The organism is Klebsiella sp. Sb-30, from assembly GCF_057652795.1.
Window position 1 is genome coordinate 1,027,640 of sequence record NZ_CM172749.1, and the last position, 18,904, is coordinate 1,046,543.

Annotated in this window: 14 protein-coding genes; 9 read left to right on the top strand and 5 right to left on the bottom strand. The window is 56.1% G+C overall.

Translation table 11 applies throughout. The annotated features are described in order from the left end of the window. Positions 1 to 123: 123 nt before the first annotated feature. The 4 genes from AC236I_RS04935 to queF all read right to left on the bottom strand — a co-directional run bounded on the left by AC236I_RS04935 (position 124) and on the right by queF (position 5,763). Positions 124 to 1,491 (bottom strand): L-serine ammonia-lyase, encoded by a 1,368-nt coding sequence (locus AC236I_RS04935; protein ID WP_004867008.1) that lies wholly within the window; start codon positions 1,489 to 1,491, stop codon positions 124 to 126. A gap of 55 nt (positions 1,492 to 1,546) precedes the next feature. Continuing rightward, positions 1,547 to 2,836 (bottom strand): HAAAP family serine/threonine permease, encoded by a 1,290-nt coding sequence (locus AC236I_RS04940; RefSeq protein ID WP_004867007.1) that lies wholly within the window; start codon positions 2,834 to 2,836, stop codon positions 1,547 to 1,549. 602 nt (positions 2,837 to 3,438) lie between these two features. Beyond that, positions 3,439 to 4,806, bottom strand: a complete 1,368-nt coding sequence (gene ppnN, locus AC236I_RS04945) for a nucleotide 5'-monophosphate nucleosidase PpnN (protein ID WP_004867006.1) — start codon at positions 4,804 to 4,806, stop codon at positions 3,439 to 3,441. A 111-nt stretch (positions 4,807 to 4,917) separates the two neighbouring features. Then, complete coding sequence (queF, locus tag AC236I_RS04950) at positions 4,918 to 5,763, bottom strand: NADPH-dependent 7-cyano-7-deazaguanine reductase QueF (protein WP_015585856.1); 846 nt, start codon at positions 5,761 to 5,763, stop codon at positions 4,918 to 4,920. Positions 5,764 to 5,831: 68 nt separating this feature from the next. Between queF and syd the strand changes: the two genes are divergently transcribed. From syd to AC236I_RS04990, 8 genes are all read left to right on the top strand, one after another. Beyond that, the gene (gene syd / locus AC236I_RS04955) at positions 5,832 to 6,374 is read left to right on the top strand and encodes a SecY-interacting protein (RefSeq protein ID WP_143722423.1); all 543 of its coding nucleotides are present in this window, start codon (positions 5,832 to 5,834) and stop codon (positions 6,372 to 6,374) included. A gap of 803 nt (positions 6,375 to 7,177) precedes the next feature. Continuing rightward, positions 7,178 to 7,507 carry a YqcC family protein gene (locus AC236I_RS04960; protein WP_004867003.1) on the top strand — a complete coding sequence of 110 codons (330 nt, stop codon included), beginning with the start codon at positions 7,178 to 7,180 and terminating at the stop codon, positions 7,505 to 7,507. After that, complete coding sequence (truC, locus tag AC236I_RS04965) at positions 7,507 to 8,301, top strand: tRNA pseudouridine(65) synthase TruC (protein WP_004867002.1); 795 nt, start codon at positions 7,507 to 7,509, stop codon at positions 8,299 to 8,301. Before AC236I_RS04960 ends, truC begins: the two co-directional genes overlap by 1 nt. A gap of 2 nt (positions 8,302 to 8,303) precedes the next feature. After that, entirely contained in the window at positions 8,304 to 8,747 is a 444-nt protein-coding gene (locus AC236I_RS04970; protein WP_004867001.1) for a flavodoxin, read from the top strand. Between the two features lie 493 nt (positions 8,748 to 9,240). Next, positions 9,241 to 10,593, top strand: coding sequence for a galactarate/glucarate/glycerate transporter GudP (gudP, locus tag AC236I_RS04975; protein WP_004866997.1), 1,353 nt, complete (start codon positions 9,241 to 9,243; stop codon positions 10,591 to 10,593). Positions 10,594 to 10,595: 2 nt separating this feature from the next. After that, positions 10,596 to 11,951 carry a glucarate dehydratase family protein gene (locus tag AC236I_RS04980; RefSeq protein ID WP_220667914.1) on the top strand — a complete coding sequence of 452 codons (1,356 nt, stop codon included), beginning with the start codon at positions 10,596 to 10,598 and terminating at the stop codon, positions 11,949 to 11,951. 15 nt (positions 11,952 to 11,966) lie between these two features. Continuing rightward, positions 11,967 to 13,307 carry a glucarate dehydratase gene (gudD, locus tag AC236I_RS04985; RefSeq protein ID WP_004866993.1) on the top strand — a complete coding sequence of 447 codons (1,341 nt, stop codon included), beginning with the start codon at positions 11,967 to 11,969 and terminating at the stop codon, positions 13,305 to 13,307. A 70-nt stretch (positions 13,308 to 13,377) separates the two neighbouring features. Beyond that, on the top strand, positions 13,378 to 14,517 hold the full coding sequence (locus AC236I_RS04990; RefSeq protein WP_004866992.1) for a glycerate kinase: 1,140 nt from the start codon (positions 13,378 to 13,380) through the stop codon (positions 14,515 to 14,517). 89 nt (positions 14,518 to 14,606) lie between these two features. Here the strand turns inward: AC236I_RS04990 and barA are convergent, their stop codons facing one another. Next, positions 14,607 to 17,360: a two-component sensor histidine kinase BarA gene (barA, locus tag AC236I_RS04995; RefSeq protein WP_015585860.1), complete on the bottom strand. Its 2,754-nt coding sequence runs from the start codon at positions 17,358 to 17,360 to the stop codon at positions 14,607 to 14,609. A gap of 168 nt (positions 17,361 to 17,528) precedes the next feature. On the opposite strand from barA, the gene rlmD reads away from it, so the two are divergent. Continuing rightward, positions 17,529 to 18,833, top strand: coding sequence for a 23S rRNA (uracil(1939)-C(5))-methyltransferase RlmD (gene rlmD / locus AC236I_RS05000; RefSeq protein ID WP_004866988.1), 1,305 nt, complete (start codon positions 17,529 to 17,531; stop codon positions 18,831 to 18,833). The last annotated feature ends 71 nt before the right edge of the window (positions 18,834 to 18,904 follow it).

Consider the following 18,904-nt stretch of genomic DNA (forward strand, 5'->3'; position numbering starts at 1 on the left):
GTAACAAATTGTCTTTATAACCAATAAATAACTAAATTGTAATTTATATAACTGAAATGCCTGGTGGGGGAGACGATGTTGCGGGGAAGCTGCCCGGCAGAATCGGCTGCCGGGCATGTATCGTTAATCGCAGGCGACGATTTTCATTGCCAGGCCGCCGCGAGAGGTTTCGCGGTACTTGGCGTTCATATCTTTGCCCGTTTCATACATGGTTTCGATCACTTTATCGAGACAAACGCGCGGTTCGCTGGTGCGGCGTAGCGCCATGCGCGCGGCGTTGACCGCTTTGACGGCAGCGATAGCGTTACGTTCGATGCAGGGAACCTGTACCTGGCCGGCAACCGGATCGCAGGTCAGACCCAGGTTATGTTCCATGCCGATCTCCGCCGCGATGCACACCTGGCCCGGGCTACCGCCCAGCAGCTCCGTCAGACCGGCTGCCGCCATTGAGCAGGCCACGCCGACCTCGCCCTGGCAACCGACTTCGGCACCGGAAATTGAGGCGTTCATCTTATACAGCGAGCCGATAGCGCTGGTTACCAGCAGATAACGCGCCAGCGAATTGGCATTCACCTTGCGGATAAACTTGTCGTAATAGGCCAGTACCGCCGGCACGATGCCGCAGGCGCCGTTGGTCGGCGCGGTCACTACGCGTCCACCGGCGGCATTCTCTTCGTTGACCGCCAGGGCAAACATGTTGATCCAGTCAACCACCGCCATCGGGTCGCTGTTGGTATTGTCCTGGCTAACCAGCATCCGGCGCAGGGCGGCGGCACGACGCGGAACCCGCAGCTTGCCCGGCAGAACCCCTTCGGTGGTAATGCCGCGCTCGATACCGCCGCTCATCACTTCCCAGACGGCGGCAAAGTGCTGCTCAAGCTCTTCTTTGGTGTGCAGCGCCAGCTCGTTTTGCATCATCAGGCCGGAAAGCGAGAGCCCGCTTTCGCGGCAGTGTCTTTGCAGGTCGGCCGCATTTTTGTACGGATAAGGCACCACGGGCGGCGCTTCATTGCTCAGGCCGAAATGTTCTTCATCGACAATAAACCCGCCGCCGATGGAGTAGTAAGTCTGGGTGTAGAGCACCTTGTCGCCACCCAGGGCGGTAATGCGCATACCGTTCTCATGCAGCGACAGGTTGTCGGCATGGAAATTCATGCACTGGTCGACCGGGAATTCAACTTCCTGCTGGCCGTTTGCCAGCATCAGGCGGCCGTGGGTGTTGACGTCCTGAATGAACGCCGGGATGGCGTCGATATCAACGCTGTCAGGCAGGTTGCCCGCAAGACCCATAATAATGGCGATGTCGGTATGGTGGCCTTTACCGGTGAGGGAAAGGGAGCCGTAAACGTCGACAACGACTTTGGTGACGTTGGCAAGCAGCCCGCGCGCGATAAGATCGTCCGTGAATTGCTTGCCCGCTTTCATTGGTCCAACGGTATGGGAGCTGGAAGGGCCAATGCCGATTTTAAAAATATCGAATACGCTGATCATGTTGCATCCAGTACTGTCGGGGAGCGCGCCGCCTGCTGGCGGCGCGGGGGAGAGATTAGCTGAACAGAGAGTAGAAAATCGCGGAGATAGCAATCAGGCCCATAATCACAACGAAGACGTTGCTGATGTGGCCGCTGTATTTGCGCATGGCCGGGACTTTCTGGATGGCATACATCGGCATCAGGAACAGAATCATCGCGATAATCGGGCCGCCGAGGGTTTCGATCATGCCGAGAATGCTTGGGTTCAGCGTGGCCACAATCCAGGTGGTCACCAGCATGAACAGCGCCGTGATTTTGTTCAGTTTATTGATTTCGATGGATTTGCCTTTACCGCGCAGGGATTTAATCACCATGCCGTTAAAGCCTTCACGTGCGCCCAGGTAGTGGCCGAGGAAGGATTTGGTGATGGCAATCATCGCGATGATCGGCGCCATCCAGGCAATAACCGGTGCGTTAAAGTGGTTCGCCAGGTAAGACAGAATCGAGATGTTCTGCGCTTTTGCTTCTGCCAGATCGGCCGGAGACAGGCTCAGTACGCAGCTGAAGACGAAGAACATCACGGTCAATACCATCATGATATGAGCGCGAGCCAGGATGCTGGAGCACTTCTTCTCTGCGCCCTGACCGTACTCTTCACGCTTCGCCACGGCGAAGGAGGAGATGATCGGCGAGTGGTTAAAGGAGAACACCATCACCGGAATCGCCAGCCAGAGAGTCATCCACAGACCATTACCGGTAAAGGTCGAGCTGTTCAGGGAGAGGGTTTCCAGCGCCGCGCCGTTCCACTGAGGAATCAGGTACAGTGCGAGGATCATCAGAGCGATAACGAACGGGAACACCAGAATACTCATCGCTTTAACAATCATCTGCTCGCCGAAACGCACGATGGTCATCATGCCCACAATCAGAATCAGCGACAGGATCGCCCGCGGCGGCGCGGTCATCTGCAGCTGGTGGGTCATAAAGCTTTCGACGGTATTGGTGATAGCCACGCTATAAACCAGCAGAATCGGGTAGATGGCGAAGAAGTAGAGCAGGGTAATCAGCTTACCTGCGCCGACACCGAAGTGCTCTTCTACCACTTCCGTGATGTCTTCACCCGGATTTTTACCGGAGAGGACAAAACGGGTCATTCCGCGGTGGGCGAAAAAGGTCATCGGGAAAGCAAGAATTGCCATGATGATCAGGGGGATCATACCGCCGACGCCGGCATTAATCGGCAGGAACAATACGCCCGCGCCGATTGCCGTACCGTACAGTCCCAGCATCCACATGGTATCTGTTTTGCGCCATCCGCTACGGGTTTCACCCGTTACGATAGTGCTGGTTTGAGTGGTTTCCATCTGTATCTCCTGGAGGAAGCGACCAAATATAATGATTAAAATCAATTAAGTAATATGAAATGCGTTTGATTACGGTTTTTTAATGATTTTCTCCGTAACAAGTGGGGCGGAAAGATACATTTATCTGGTAAATGCATCAGTGATCGCGATCCCAATTGCAATAATCCACTTTCGATGTGGGTATTTTTAGTTCAACAGTCTGTTTCTGGTGATCAGCCAGGTATTTGTGGCGCGAAGGCTACCATTTACAGGATATGAGATAAAAGAAGGGAGGCTTAATAACGATGTTTTTACTGTAAAAATGAGATACTGACGATGTTTTCGCGCTTAAATGCCTTTTTATCAGTGATATTTATTGCTTCTTATGGAAACGCAAACGATTGGCTTTGTGAAAAAAGTTACAAAGCATTCTTAAAATAAATGAATCATTGGGAAAGCGGGCCTGAGCCGTTAAAGGAGGTTAAACGTGGTCAGAGGAGGTAAAGGGGGCAAGGGAGTAAAGGGAGTAAAGGGAGTAAAGGGAGTAAAGGGAGTTTAATACGGGAGGAGGGAGAACCGGATTACGGCAGCATGCGCCGTAACCCGAGATGACAGATTAGCTATCAGGAACAGATTTCGTAGCAAGGAATATACGCAGTGCCGCCCGGAAGCTTCATGCGGTGCTGGGCGACGAAGCCCTGCAGCAGGTCATCCATCCGACGCATCATCTGCGGATCGCCGTGTAGCTTGTAAGGGCCGAATTTTTCAATCGCCTGGATACCCACCTCTTTGACGTTGCCGGCCACGATACCGGAGAACGCGCGCCGCAGGTCTGCCGCCAGCATCTCAACCGGCTGATCCGGATAAAGCTTGAGGTTGGCCATGTTTTCGTGCGTCGGGTCGAAGGGCATTTGCAGATCCGGGGTGATACGAATCGACCAGTTAAAACTGTAGGCATCGTCGGTTTCGCGGCGACTCTCTTTCACCAGCGGCATCGCTTTCTTCATCTGGCGCGCCACTTCGCTGGCGTCGTCGATAATGATGCGATAGTGGCGACGTGCCGATTCGCCCAGCGTGTGTACGATGAACTCATCCAGCACGCGGAAATAGTCGGCGCTCTCTTTCGGACCGGTGAGGATCAGCGGCAGGACCTGCGATGTGTTGGCCGGGTGCATTAAAATCCCCAGCAGATAAAGCAGCTCTTCCGCGGTGCCGACGCCGCCCGGGAAGATAATAATGCCGTGGGCGATACGGACAAACGCCTCAAGACGTTTTTCGATATCCGGCATGATCAGCAGCTCGTTAACCAGCGGGTTAGGCGGTTCGGCGGCAATAATTGATGGCTCGGTCATGCCGATAAAGCGGCTGTCTTTGTAACGCTGCTGGGCGTGACCGACCGCGGCGCCTTTCATCGGTGCTTCCATCGCGCCCGGACCGCAGCCGGTGCAGATATTCAGTTCGCGCAGACCCAGCTGGGTCCCGACGCGACGGGCGTACAGATATTCGTTTTCATTAATCGAGTGGCCGCCCCAGCAGACAATCATATTCGGTGCTTCGCCGACGTGCAGCGCACGGGCGTTACGCAGAATAGAGAACACCAGGTTGGTGATATGCACCGAGCTTTCAAGATCGAGATTCGGGAAGCGTACGGTGTTGTGAATCTGTCCGTAAACGAACAGGATATCGCGCAGTACGGCAAACAGGTTGGCCTGCAGGGAACGGATAATACGCCCGTCAACGAAGGCCTCTTCCGGGGGATTGATCAGTTCCAGCTTCACGCCGCGTTCACGGCGCAGCACGTTGATATCGAAGTTTTCAAAACGAGACAGCAGCTCCTTGCTGTTATCGGTCAGGCTCCCCGAGTTGAGTACAGCAAGCGAGCAGTTACGAAAGAGTTGATAGAGGTCACTGCTGGCGGTGCGTTTAAGCATATCCACTTCCAGCTGTGACAGCATATCCATTGAACCAAGCGGGCTAACATGTGTAATCAAGTGAACTCCTTACAGGACGATTATCGTCTTCCTGTGATTACAATAGCCTTGCTGGTGGCGTTTTCACAACCTTGCGCGCGGGTTAACGCACGCAAATTGTGAAAATGTTGACTATTGACGAGCGAGGCGACCGATGGCCGGAACAAAATCGGTGTTGCTGCGCCACGGGTTGATGTCCAGACCGCCGCGTCGCGTGTAGCGCGCATAAACGGAAAGGGCTTCCGGCTGACAGAAACGCAGAATATCGTTGAAGATGCGCTCTACGCACTGCTCGTGAAATTCGTTGTGGTGACGGAAGGACACCAGGTAGCGCAGCAGCTTTTCGCGATCGATTTTGGCGCCGCGATACTGAATTTGCACCGAACCCCAGTCCGGCTGATGGGTGATCAGGCAGTTGGACTTCAGCAGATGGCTGACCAGCGTCTCCTCGACGACTTTGCCGCTTGCGGCATCCTGCAGATAGTCGGCGCTGAACTGGTAGTTATCGATTTCAATATCCTGATCGTCGATGCAGGCGCCGTGCAGATGTGCGACCGGCTGGCCTTCGAGTTCATCGAGACGATACAATGACACTTGCACTTCCCCCTCCGCGCAGGCGCTGAGATCGCGCGTCAGCGTCGCCTCGACCTCCTGCCAGTCGGCGAAGCGGGTCTGATTAAAGCTATTGAGATAGAGCTTAAAGCTCTTCGACTCTACCAGGTTCACGGTGGTGTCATTGAGTTCAACATGGCCCACGGCGACCTGCGGTAGCCCTTTAGCGTTAAGCCAGGAGAGTTCGTACAGCGTCCAGATATCACCGCCGTGAAAAGGCAGATTGTCCGCGTGCAGGCCCAGCGGATCGCGGTTCAGGCTGCGCGGCACGCCCTGAAGCAGCGAGGCATCGTAAGTATCGCGGTAATCGGTTGATTTACCGAGCGTCAGGCCGGCAAGCGCCTGATGATTATCGTAAGAAGACATGTTTCACCATAGTAAAGCGGGTACACTATACGCCAAGTGTATCCTGTCTGACGTGAAGAGAGAAACCGGTGGACTATCAAACCGCAGAAGCGCTGCAAGCCTTCACCCAACGTTATTGCGCTGCCTGGCAGCAGCGCGCCAGCCTGCCGCGTAGCGAAGAGCTTTATGGCGTACCGTCACCCTGCATCAGCGCGACGGATGACGACGCCGTTTACTGGCAGCCGCAGCCCTTTACCGCAGAACAAAATATCAGCGCGGTTGAACGGGCGCTGGATATTGTGATACAACAGCCGATTCATAGTTATTATACCACTCAGTTCGCCGGCGATATGGCCGCGCGCTTTGCCGGTGAGACGATGCTGCTGCTGCAAACCTGGAGTCCGGATGACTTCCGGCGCGTGCAGGAGAATTTAATCGGCCACCTGGTGGTACAAAAACGGCTGAAGCTGTCGCCAACGCTTTTTATCGCCACGCTCGAGAGCGAGCTGGAGGTCATTTCGGTGTGCAACCTGAGCGGCGAAGTGCTCAAAGAGACGCTCGGCACGCGCAAACGGATAATTCTTTCGCCTTCTCTGGCGAGCTTCCTTGACCAGCTTGAGCCGGTGCTGTAATCCATTTTCCCCACCCGTTTGTGAGAGATCTCTTACAAGACCTGTAAGAGATCGTCATCATTTAAGCCAATTTTTCGCGGCTTTATTTCTGTTAAATCAATATAATTCAGTGAGTTATTCTTTGTTTCGCCTTTTTAGCCAGGGATTAACCTTAAGAGATTCTCTTAAGAAGGCTTGTAAGACGAAGCGGAATCAGTGATCCTATGTGTGTCGACAGGGAGTCGCAAAATGAAGTGAACATCAGGATGATGACTCTTCATGCAGGACCCGCCGGGAAGGCGTTGCAAGGACAGGCTTCAGGATGAAGCACAGGATAACGCAGGAACGCGTAAAGGACACCTCCAGGATGGAGAACGTGAGCCGCTCATGATGAACGGTGGATCAGGAAGATCGGGACAGACTTAAGGATAAGTGATTTCGCATCGGGGTGGTGTGGAAGCAGGATGCACAAGTTTATGGATGAACATGGTCAGGAGACCTCAGGAAAAGTTTTCATGGACGAGCAGGGAGCACCAATGTAGCTGGATTGCTGCGAAACGAACCGGGAGCACTGTTTATACAGTGCTCCCTTTTTTTATGCCTGTTTTTAGCGCATCACCTTTGGCGGTGGCCGTTGGCGAAAGGCGAATTGTCTGGGCGATGCTTCAGGTCAGGCTGGCGCAACCTGTCTGGCCCATGCCGCTCTGACGCATGGCCGCGCACGCATTGTCCTGACTGGACGGGCGACGGCGCCATGATTTTGAGTAGTTTTCGCTGCTGTATTTGCTATCCTGCGTCCGGTTTACAACTCATCGAGGTTTCCCATGACTCTTCACCTTAGCGTGCGCGAGCGTTTGCACGCCCTTGAAGCGCTGCTGCGCGAAACGGACCACTGGCAAGACAATGCGCCGGAAAGCCGCGCTTTTGCCAGCGATCAGCCTTTCTGTATGGACACGCTTGAACCGCTGGAGTGGCTGCAGTGGGTCCTGATTCCTCGTATGCACCACTTACTCGATAGCGAGCAGCCCTTGCCGCAGAATTTCGCCGTCGCCCCCTATTATGAGATGGCTCTCGATGCCGCCCATCCGCTGCGCGAGCGGGTGCTGGCGGAGCTGCTGCTGCTGGATACGCTGTTTGCCGGTGATGACGCCTGATGCTGGAGATTATCTATCAGGATGAATGGCTGGTGGCGGTGAACAAACCCTCCGGCTGGCTGGTTCATCGCAGCTGGCTGGACCGCGATGAAAAAGTGGTGGTGATGCAAACCGTGCGCGACCAGATTGGTCAGCACGTGTTTACCGCCCATCGCCTTGACCGCCCGACATCGGGTGTCCTGCTGATGGGGCTGTCGAGTGAAGCGGGAAGGCGCCTGTCTCAGCAGTTTGAGCAGCATCAGATGCAAAAGCGCTACCACGCGGTGGTGCGCGGCTGGTTGACCGACGAAGCGGTACTGGATTACCCGTTGGTAGAAGAGCTGGATAAGATCGCCGATAAATTTGCTCGTGACGATAAAGAGCCCCAGCCGGCGGTCACGCACTATCGCGGAATGGCGACCGTCGAAATGCCGGTGGCGACCGGACGTTATCCGACAACGCGCTATAGCCTGGTTGAGCTGGAGCCCAAAACCGGGCGTAAACACCAGCTGCGTCGCCACCTTTCTCATTTACGTCACCCGATTATCGGCGACAGTAAACATGGCGATCTCCGACAAAACCGCAGCGCCGCAGAGCATTTTTCCGTTGACCGCTTGATGCTTCACGCCAGCCAGCTATCGTTAACGCATCCCTTTACCGGCGAGCCGTTGACGATCCGTGCGGGCCTTGACGACGTCTGGATGCGGGCGCTGTCGCAGTTTGGCTGGCGCGGTCTTCTGCCGCTAAATGAAAGGGTTGAGTTTGCTGACGACAGCGGTCAGGATGAAGAGATTGAGGTCAATTCAGGGAGATAATCATGGCAGATATCGGTATTTTTGTAGGCACGATGTATGGAAACGCGCTGCTGGTGGCCGAAGAGGCTGAAGCCATTCTGAGCGGTCTGGGGCATAAAGCAAAGGTGTTCGAAGACCCGGAAATTCAGGACTGGGAACCGTATAGCGGCAAATATGTGCTGGTAGTCACGTCCACCACCGGTCAGGGCGATCTGCCGGACAGCATCGTTCCGCTGTATGAAGGGATGAAAGACATGTATCAACCGCACCTGCGTTACGGGATTATCGCGCTTGGCGATAGCACCTACGCTAATTTTTGCGGCGGCGGTAAGACGTTCGATGCATTGCTGCAGGAGCAGGGCGCCAGACGTATCGGCGACATGCTTATGATCGATGCCAGCGAAGACCCTGAACCCGAGAGCGTGTCTAACCCATGGGTTGAACAGTGGGCGAGTCTGCTCGAATAAACCCATCCATCAACGGATAAAAGTTGCGCCCTCTCCCTACATAGAGGGCGTCACTTCCTGATGCCAGTGCCAGATAAACGGTCAATAAAATGTTAACTCTTTTACCTGTCCCGGGCATCGGGCATTTGCACGACAAGCGGTTCACGCGGGCGGTTTTTTCCGGGAGTTTCCACCGGGTCAAGTGAAGCATTTCACACTCCTGTCGTTTGTCCTGCGATTTCCGCTGTTCCTTGCGCCCGCTTTTCATTTCCGTGAACTATCCCCCATCCAGTCAGGCATAAGCCATAAATCTATTTCTAAATCTCCGCTAAAGCTGTGTGTATGCACGGTGAGCCGGTCAGGTCCTCTTTTTATACTTTCCCTGCCAGTTAAAAAGGCAGCACGCCAGATATAACGAAAACAATGAAAAACTCAAACGCGTCATTCTGACTACCCTACAGGTTGTGCCATTCAGAATGAACGTAGCTAACGGCTATGATTCAGGAGTGCAACAATGAGTACATTAAGTCAGGCGGCTAGCGGCGCGGAAAAACGCACCAATGCCCGCTACTGGATAGTGGTGATGTTGTTTATCGTCACCTCTTTCAACTACGGTGACCGCGCAACGCTGTCGATAGCCGGTTCGGAAATGGCCAAGGATATTGGCCTGGACGCGGTGGGTATGGGCTACGTTTTTTCCGCGTTCTCATGGGCCTACGTTATCGGTCAGATCCCCGGCGGATGGTTGCTGGACCGCTTCGGTTCAAAACGGGTCTATTTTTGGTCTATCTTCATCTGGTCGATGTTTACCCTGTTGCAGGGCTTCGTCGATATCTTTAGCGGCTTCGGTATTATTATCGCGCTGTTTACCCTGCGATTTCTGGTCGGGCTGGCGGAAGCGCCCTCGTTCCCAGGCAACAGCCGAATCGTCGCGGCCTGGTTCCCGGCGCAGGAAAGAGGAACCGCGGTGGCGATATTCAACTCCGCGCAATACTTTGCCACCGTGATCTTCGCGCCCATCATGGGCTGGTTAACCCATGAAGTGGGCTGGTCGCATGTCTTCTTCTTTATGGGAGGGCTGGGGATTGTCATCAGTTTTGTATGGCTGAAAGTCATCCATGAACCGAACCAGCATCCCGGCGTAAACAAAAAAGAGCTGGAGTACATTGCCGAAGGCGGCGCGCTGATCAACATGGATCAGAAGAAAAATAGCCGAAAAGTCCCGCTTAGCGAAAAATGGGGGCAGATCAAACAGCTGATTGGCTCCCGGATGATGGTCGGGATCTATATCGGTCAGTACTGCATCAACGCGTTGACCTACTTCTTTATCACCTGGTTCCCGGTCTACCTGGTGCAGGCGCGCGGCATGTCGATTCTGAAGGCCGGATTTGTCGCCTCGGTGCCGGCAATCTGCGGTTTTGCTGGCGGTGTGCTGGGCGGAATTATCTCCGACTGGTTAATGCGTCGCACCGGCTCGCTCAATATTGCCCGTAAAACCCCGATTGTGGCAGGCATGCTGATGTCGATGGTTATGGTGTTCTGTAACTACGTTAACGTGGAGTGGATGATTATCGGCTTTATGGCGCTGGCCTTCTTCGGCAAAGGGATTGGCGCCCTCGGCTGGGCGGTGATGGCCGATACCGCGCCGAAAGAGATCAGCGGTCTGTCGGGCGGCTTGTTCAATATGTTCGGCAATATCTCCGGCATCGTGACGCCAATTGCGATTGGTTACATCGTCGGAACGACGGGCTCATTCAACGGCGCGCTGATTTACGTCGGGGTGCATGCGCTGGTGGCGGTACTGAGCTATCTGGTGCTGGTGGGCGATATCAAACGCATTGAGCTTAAACCGGTCGCGGAGCGCTAATGATGAACACTCAATCCAGTCCGACGATTGTCGATATGAAAGTCATTCCGGTGGCCGGTCACGACAGCATGCTGCTGAACATCGGCGGGGCGCATAGTGCCTGGTTTACCCGTAATATCGTGGTACTGACCGACAATGCGGGGAATACTGGCGTCGGCGAGGCGCCCGGCGGTGACGTTATTTATCAGACGCTGGTGGACGCTATTCCGCTGGTGCTGGGAAAAGAGGTCGCCCGTCTGAATAACGTGGTTCAGCAGGTACATAAAGGCAACCAGGCGGCGGATTTTGACACCTTTGGCAAGGGGGCCTGGACCTTTGAGCTGCGGGTCAACGCGGTCGCGGCGCTGGAGGCCGCGCTGCTGGATCTGCTAGGTAAAGCGCTTAATGTCCCGGTTTGCGAACTGCTGGGACCAGGTAAACAGCGTGATGCGGTCACCGTGCTGGGCTATCTCTTTTATATCGGCGATCGAAATAAAACGGATCTCCCTTATCTGGACGCTACCCCTGGACATCATGAGTGGTACCACCTGCGCCATCAGGAAGCGATGAACAGCGCTGCGCTGGTGCGACTTGCCGAGGCCGCGCAAGATCGCTACGGCTTTAAAGATTTCAAACTTAAGGGCGGTGTTTTGCCCGGCGAGCAGGAAATAGAGAGCGCACGCGCGCTGAAAAAACGCTTCCCGGATGCGCGTATTACGGTCGACCCGAACGGCGCCTGGCTGCTGGATGAGGCGATTGAACTGTGCAAGGGCCTGCAGGATGTGTTGACCTATGCGGAAGATCCGTGCGGCGCCGAGCAGGGCTTCTCCGGGCGGGAGGTGATGGCGGAATTTCGTCGTGCCACCGGGCTACCGGTCGCCACCAATATGATTGCCACCAACTGGCGGGAAATGGGGCACGCGGTGATGCTCAACGCGGTAGACATTCCCTTAGCCGATCCGCACTTCTGGACGCTCTCCGGCGCGGTGCGAGTCGCCCAGCTGTGTGATGACTGGGGGCTGATATGGGGTTGTCACTCGAACAACCACTTTGACATTTCACTGGCGATGTTTACTCACGTAGGCGCCGCCGCGCCGGGCAACCCGACGGCAATTGATACTCACTGGATCTGGCAGGAAGGCGACTGTCGCCTGACCAAAAATCCGCTGCAGATTGAGAACGGCAAGATTGCCGTACCGGATGCGCCAGGCCTTGGTATCGAGCTGGACTGGGCGCAGGTGCAAAAAGCCCATCAAGCCTATCAGGCGCTGCCGGGAGGCGCGCGTAATGACGCGGTGCCGATGCAGTATCTGATCCCCGGCTGGAAATTTGACCGCAAGCGTCCCGTGTTCGGCCGCACCGCTGTCGCCAATCAATAACAAAAGGATTTCATCATGACCACGCAGTTTTCTACCCCCGTCGTCACCGCGATGCAGGTTATTCCGGTTGCCGGCCACGACAGTATGCTGATGAATCTTAGCGGAGCCCATGCCCCGTATTTCACCCGCAATATTGTGATTATCAAAGATAACTCAGGCCATACCGGCGTAGGGGAAATCCCCGGCGGAGAGAAAATCCGCCAGACGCTGGAAGAGGCCGCTGAGCTGGTCGTCGGGAAAGCGCTCGGCGAGTATAAAAACGTCCTCGGGGCGGTACGCGGCCGCTTTGCCGACCGCGACGCCGGCGGCCGCGGGTTGCAAACTTTTGATCTGCGTACCACCATTCACGTTGTCACCGGGATTGAGGCCGCGCTGCTGGATCTGCTGGGGCAGCATCTGGGCGTCAACGTCGCCTCTCTGCTGGGCGATGGCCAACAGCGTAGCGAAGTCGAAATGCTGGGCTACCTGTTCTTCGTCGGTAACCGTCATGCCACGCCGCTGGCCTATCAAAGTCAGAGCGATGAGAAGTGCGACTGGTACCGGCTTCGTCATGAAGAGGCTATGACGCCGGACGCCGTCGTGCGTCTGGCGGAGGCGGCCTACGAAAAATATGGCTTCAACGATTTCAAACTCAAAGGCGGCGTGCTGGCGGGTGAAGAAGAGGCGGAGTCGATTGTGGCGCTGGCTAAACGTTTCCCGCAGGCGCGCGTGACGCTCGATCCCAACGGCGCCTGGCGCCTGGATGAAGCCATCAAAATTGGCAAACAGCTGAAAGGCGTGCTGGCCTATGCGGAAGATCCCTGCGGCGCTGAACAGGGCTTCTCGGGCCGCGAAGTGATGGCGGAGTTCCGCCGTGCCACCGGCCTGCCGACGGCCACCAATATGATTGCCACCGACTGGCGTCAGATGGGACATACGTTGTCTCTGCAATCGGTGGACATTCCGCTGGCGGATCCGCACTTCTGGACCATGCAGGGATCGGTTCGCGTGGCGCAGATGTGCCATGAATTTGGTTTGACCTGGGGCTCGCACTCCAACAACCATTTCGATATCTCGCTGGCGATGTTCACCCACGTTGCGGCGGCGGCGCCAGGCAACATTACCGCCATCGATACCCACTGGATCTGGCAGGAAGGGAATCAACGATTGACCCGACAACCTTTTGAGATCAAAGGTGGTATGGTGCAGGTGCCCACCGCTCCGGGCCTCGGCGTTGAGCTGGATATGGACCGCGTGATGCAGGCGAATGAGCTATATAAAAAGCACGGGCTGGGCGCGCGTGACGATGCGATGGCAATGCAGTATCTGATCCCGAACTGGACGTTTGATAATAAGCGTCCGTGTATGGTGCGCTAAGGAAAATCCGGTTCCTGCGGGAACCGGAATGGTTTTGCTACCGGGTGTTTGTTCATATTAAGGACAGCGGATGAAAATAGTGATTGCACCGGATTCATACAAGGAGAGCCTGAGTGCCCTGGATGTTGCGACGGCGATAGAAGCGGGCTTTCAGGAGATTTATCCTGATGCGGAGTATGTCAAGTTGCCTGTTGCCGATGGCGGCGAAGGGACCGTCGAAGCGATGGTTGCCGCCACTCAGGGGCGTCTGGTGCAGGTTACGGTTACCGGTCCGTTGAATAAACCGGTAGACGCTTTTTACGGCCTTTCCGGCGATGAGCGCTGTGCTTTTATTGAAATGGCGGCGGCCAGCGGACTGGAAAGCGTCCCGCCGGCGTGCCGTAACCCATTGTTAACGACCACCTGGGGAACCGGGGAGCTGATTCGCCACGCGCTGGATGCCGGCGTACAGCAGATTATTATCGGTATCGGCGGTAGCGCGACGAATGACGGCGGCGCCGGAATGGTGCAGGCGCTGGGCGGAAAGTTACTGACGGCGGATAATCAGCAGATTGCCTCCGGCGGCGGAGCGCTGGAACAGCTGGCGCGAATTGATCTGAGCGAACTGGATAGCCGTCTGGCCGATTGCCGCATCGATGTGGCCTGCGATGTGACCAATCCGCTAACGGGTCCGGAAGGCGCTACGGCGGTATTTGGGCCGCAAAAAGGGGCGACGGCAGAGATGATTGTCCGTCTCGACCGCGCGCTGGCGCACTATGCGCGCATCATTCAACGCGATTTAGCCGTCGACGTACTTCATCTTGAGGGCGGTGGCGCGGCAGGCGGTATGGGCGCCGCCCTGTATGCTTTCTGTGGCGCGCGGCTGCGTCCGGGGATTGAGATTGTGACCGATGCGCTGCACCTGGCGGAGCTGGTGGCGGACGCAGACCTGGTGATTACCGGTGAAGGGCGCATTGACAGCCAGACGATCCATGGCAAGGTGCCGGTGGGGGTAGCAAAGGTTGCGCAGCGCTATAACGTACCGGTTATTGCTATTGCCGGCAGCCTGACCGCGGACGTGGGGATTGTTCACCGGCACGGGCTGGATGCGGTATTCAGCGTGATTTATTCGGTCTGTACGCTGGAGGAGGCGCTGGAGAACGCGGCAGATAACGTGCGCATGACGGCGAGGAATGTTGCCGCGGTGCTGAACATGGGACGCAAGCGGTAAGACGGTTTTCCCGGTCGCGTGATGCCTGCCGGGGCGATGCCGTTTACATGGCCGCCCGGACAGGCACCGCGCTATCCGGAGAAGGGGATTTATATGCCCAGCATTTTGCACGCTTCCCGCGTGACATTATCCATTTCATCCAGCAATTCCAGCAGCTCCGGCTCCAGATCTTCGGCGGCGGTTCCGGCGCGCAGCTGGCTTTCAAGGGTCTGACACAGCTTTTTCAGCCGCGGCACCCCGCTATAGCTGCAGCTTCCGTGAAGCTTATGAATCAAATCCAGCAGCCCCTCCGGCTCTTCGCCAACCAGCTGCTCTTCCACTTTATTACGCACTTCTGGCATAAAGGCGATCAGCATTTGCAGCATCTCCCGCGCCAGGTCCGGTTTCATGGCGGCCTGGCGTAGCGCCAGCTGCCAGTTGAGCGTCACGTTGTAGTCGATGGGCGGTTCGACAGGCTCCGCTGCCTGCAGCGGCGCGGTATGCCTTCCCGGCTGATAGCGCAGCAGCAGGTTGTGCAGCTTATCCTCTTCGATGGGCTTTGCCAGATAGTCGTTCATCCCGGCCTTCATCAGCTTCTCTTTTTGCCCGTCAAACGCGTGGGCGGTGACGGCGATCACCGGCGTTTGTTGCTGATGAGGAAGGTGGCGAATCAGCTCGCAGGCGCGAATGCCGTCCATATCCGGCATCTGGATATCCATCAGAATCAGATCCAGCTGCATCTCCTTGGCCTGCTCTACGGCGCGCTGGCCGCTATCACACAGCGTGACGTGCTGGACCAGATCGTCCAGCAGCACGCCGATAAGCTTCAGGTTCGCCGGATTATCGTCCACCGCCATCACCGTCATCGGCAGCTTGCTACTGTCAGAATGGGGCAGGACGATCGGGGTCCTGGCCCGGCAGGAGGCGGTGAGCGCCGGGATTAACCGCGTGGCGGTCAGCGGTTTGAGCAGGCAGGCGGCAACGCCGTCTTGCTTCAGGGTTTCGGCATTAATCTGCGCATGGCAGGGGAGCGCCAGCAGTAAGTGGTCGGCCATGGCGCAGGCTTTCGCCAGGTTATCCTTTTGCTGGCTCAGGTCACGCATCGATACCGGAAGACCGGCCAGCAGGATATCGTAGTGGGCTTCCGGCAGCGCGGAGAATGTCGGGCTGTACACCACCTCCAGCGGCAGGGTCGTCAGCAGCTCCATGGTGCACTGCGCCGCCGCCGCATTGGCCTCGATGTAGGCCAGCGTTTTACCCGCCAGACAGTGGGTTAACGGGCTCTCCTGAACCGCGTTGGGATTGAGGTCGAGGTTGATATGGAACCAGAACGTGGAGCCGCGATTCGGCTGACTGTGGAATGAGATATCGCCGCCCATCTCTTTGACCAGCCGCTGGGTTATCACCAGCCCGAGCCCGGTGCCACCGTGGCGGCGGGAAATACTGGCATCGGCCTGGCGGAACGCCTGGAACAGACGGGACTGATCGCGCTCCGGGATCCCGATCCCGGTATCGTGGATTTGAATTTCGATTTGTACGCTGGTGTTGCTCAGCGCGCGCTGCTCGACCAGCACATCAATATTGCCATGTTCGGTAAACTTGATGGCATTGCCCACCAGATTGGTGATGATCTGCTGCAGGCGCAGAGGATCGCCGATAATATTGTCCGGAACATCATTTTTGATGTTCAGCGTCAGCTCCAGCCCCTTATCGTGGGCGGAGTGCGCCAGCAGAGTCACGACCTCATCCAGCGCATTACGCAGCAGGAACGGGATGCTCTCGAGAATCAGTTTACCCGCTTCCAGCTTCGAGAAGTCCAGCACGTCGTTAATGATAGCGAGCAGGTTGTTCGCCGAGCGCTCGATAGTGGTGAGGTGGTCGCGCTGAGTGGTATTTAAATCGGTCTTCAGGGTCAGACGGGTAAAGCCAATGACGCCATTGAGCGGCGTTCGTAGCTCGTGAGACATATTGGCGAGGAATTCTGATTTGATGCGGGCCGCTTCCTGGGCGCGCTTCTTCGCCAGATCCAGCTCAACGTTCTGAATCTCCATCTGCTCGAGGGTTTCGCGCAGATCGGAGGTCGCCTGATCGATATTGTGCTGCATCTCTTCGTGGTAGGCCGCCAGCGACATGGCCATGGAGTTGATGCCGTTTTTCAGCATATCCAGTTCGCCGAGCATAAACCCTTCGACGCGACTGTCGAGCTGGCCGCGACGAATACGATCGACGGTATTCACCATATTGCGGATCGGCCCGGTGACGTCGCGCATCAGGCGCCAGCCGAAGATCAGCGCGATGCCGATACAGAACAGCATCATAACGCTGGAGATGAAAATCTCTTTGTACTGCTGCAGTCGCACCGATTTGAGATCCAGTTCGAGGGCGACATAGCCCAGCATGTTGCCGGGCATTTTGGCATCGGTCATCGGCGATTCATCGGGTGAATAGCTTTCCGAGACGATAGGCGTACGCAAAATCATGACGTCGCCCTTGCGCACCGCGCTCAGCTGGCGAGGAAATTTTTCCCCATTTTCCAGACGTAGCTCGCTGGGATTGAGCTGAAAATTGGAGGTGACGAACAGCTTGTTTTGCGAATCGTAAATGGAAATAGCGCGTACGATATCGGAATGACGGCGATGCAGCACGCTAATCAGCTGGCCGATAGACTCGCGGTTTTGCAGATTCATGCCATATTCACTGGAGACTGCCAGGGGTTCAATAATACTGGCCCCGGCGTCCTCCAGCTGACGCTGCAGGTCGTGATAGCGATGCGCGACGAAGAAAATACTGAGCAACAAACCGATCAGTACGGTTGGCGCCAGGATAAGAATCATCATGCGAGCACGTAGGCTGTAGTTGGTCATGCGGTTCCGTTATGGGAGAATATACTCTTCATCCATCAAGTGCCTTTGCGTTGGCGGTTTCGGCGACGGGCCGATCTTCGCCGCCGGGAACGCTTACCGGCTGCCCTGACGCACCTTGAATGGACTCGTGTATAGAGTCAGTTTATTTGATTGAGACAAATCTCTACGATGGCGCAATTCTACTCTGCAAAACGGCGTGTGACGACGCGCCAGATCATAACCGTAACAGTCAATGACCTCGACCCCTTTGGTCAGGGCGTTGCTCGTCACCATGGTAAAGCGCTATTTGTTAATGGCTTATTGCCCCAGGAACAGGCTGAAGTTGTCGTGGTTGAAGACAAAAAACAGTACTCCCGGGCGCAGGTAAAACGCCGTCTTAATGACAGCCCGCAGCGCCAGACGCCGCGCTGCCCGCATTTCGGTACCTGCGGCGGCTGCCAGCAACAGCATGCCAGCGTTGAGCTCCAGCAGCAAAGTAAACGCGCAGCGCTTGCCCGGCTGATGAAGCGGGATGTCGACGACATTATAGCCGCTTCGCCGTGGGGATATCGCCGGCGCGCACGTCTGAGCTTGAATTATCAGCCAAAGACCCAACAATTACAGATGGGCTTTCGCCAGGCTGGCTCCAGCGACATTATCAATGTGGTGCAGTGCCCCATTTTGGTGCCCGATCTTGAGGCATTGCTGCCAGCGGTGCGCGAGTGTTTGTCCGGCCTGAAATCAACGCGTCAGCTCGGGCATGTCGAGCTGGTGCTGGCGGACAATGGCCCGCTGATGGTCCTGCGCCACACGGCAGCATTACCGGCCGGCGATAAAGAAAAACTGGAACGATTTTCGCAATCTCACGGTCTCGCTCTGTACCTGGCGCCGCAAAGCGAGATACTGGAACATATTAGTGGGGAAGCCCCATGGTATACCTCAGACGGGCTACGCTTAATGTTTAGTCCGCGCGACTTCATCCAGGTGAACGATGGCGTCAATCAGCTGATGGTGCAAACGGCGCTGGCGTGGCTGGATATTCAGCCTCAGGATCGGGTGCTCGATCTGTTCTGCGGGATGGGGAATTTTACCCTGCCGCTGGCTACGCGTGCGGCCAATGTCGTGGGCGTTGAAGGCGTCCCGGCGCTGGTTGCGAAAGGGCGGGAAAACGCCGCGCTCAATCAGCTGCACAACGTGACATTCTTTCATGAAAATCTGGAAGAAGATGTGACCCGCCAGGCCTGGGCGCAGCATGGTTTTGATAAAATATTACTCGACCCGGCGCGAGCCGGAGCGCCGGGCGTGATGTCACACATTATAAAACTTGCCCCGCGTCGCGTCGTCTATGTCTCCTGTAATCCGGCGACCCTGGCGCGCGATAGCGACCTGCTGCTGCAGGCGGGGTATCAGATTCAACGCCTGGCAATGCTGGACATGTTCCCGCATACCGGACATCTGGAATCAATGGTGTTGTTTGAGCACAGAGATACATAGAATCGTTCGGATCAGGCCGAGGCAGCCAACCCCCCGGCGTACTGAAGGATGAAGTGTCAACGTTGAGGCTT

What these genes read in the sequence shown, in the direction of transcription:
- AC236I_RS04935 (WP_004867008.1), bottom strand. Translation starts at nt 1,491, where the DNA reads ATGATCAGCGTATTCGATATTTTTAAAATCGGCATTGGCCCTTCCAGC.
- queF (WP_015585856.1), bottom strand. Translation starts at nt 5,763, where the DNA reads ATGTCTTCTTACGATAATCATCAGGCGCTTGCCGGCCTGACGCTCGGT.
- barA (WP_015585860.1), bottom strand. Translation starts at nt 17,360, where the DNA reads ATGACCAACTACAGCCTACGTGCTCGCATGATGATTCTTATCCTGGCG.
- AC236I_RS04980 (WP_220667914.1), top strand. Translation starts at nt 10,596, where the DNA reads ATGAACACTCAATCCAGTCCGACGATTGTCGATATGAAAGTCATTCCG.
- AC236I_RS04970 (WP_004867001.1), top strand. Translation starts at nt 8,304, where the DNA reads ATGGCAGATATCGGTATTTTTGTAGGCACGATGTATGGAAACGCGCTG.
- truC (WP_004867002.1), top strand. Translation starts at nt 7,507, where the DNA reads ATGCTGGAGATTATCTATCAGGATGAATGGCTGGTGGCGGTGAACAAA.
- rlmD (WP_004866988.1), top strand. Translation starts at nt 17,529, where the DNA reads ATGGCGCAATTCTACTCTGCAAAACGGCGTGTGACGACGCGCCAGATC.
- AC236I_RS04940 (WP_004867007.1), bottom strand. Translation starts at nt 2,836, where the DNA reads ATGGAAACCACTCAAACCAGCACTATCGTAACGGGTGAAACCCGTAGC.
- gudP (WP_004866997.1), top strand. Translation starts at nt 9,241, where the DNA reads ATGAGTACATTAAGTCAGGCGGCTAGCGGCGCGGAAAAACGCACCAAT.
- AC236I_RS04990 (WP_004866992.1), top strand. Translation starts at nt 13,378, where the DNA reads ATGAAAATAGTGATTGCACCGGATTCATACAAGGAGAGCCTGAGTGCC.
- AC236I_RS04960 (WP_004867003.1), top strand. Translation starts at nt 7,178, where the DNA reads ATGACTCTTCACCTTAGCGTGCGCGAGCGTTTGCACGCCCTTGAAGCG.
- gudD (WP_004866993.1), top strand. Translation starts at nt 11,967, where the DNA reads ATGACCACGCAGTTTTCTACCCCCGTCGTCACCGCGATGCAGGTTATT.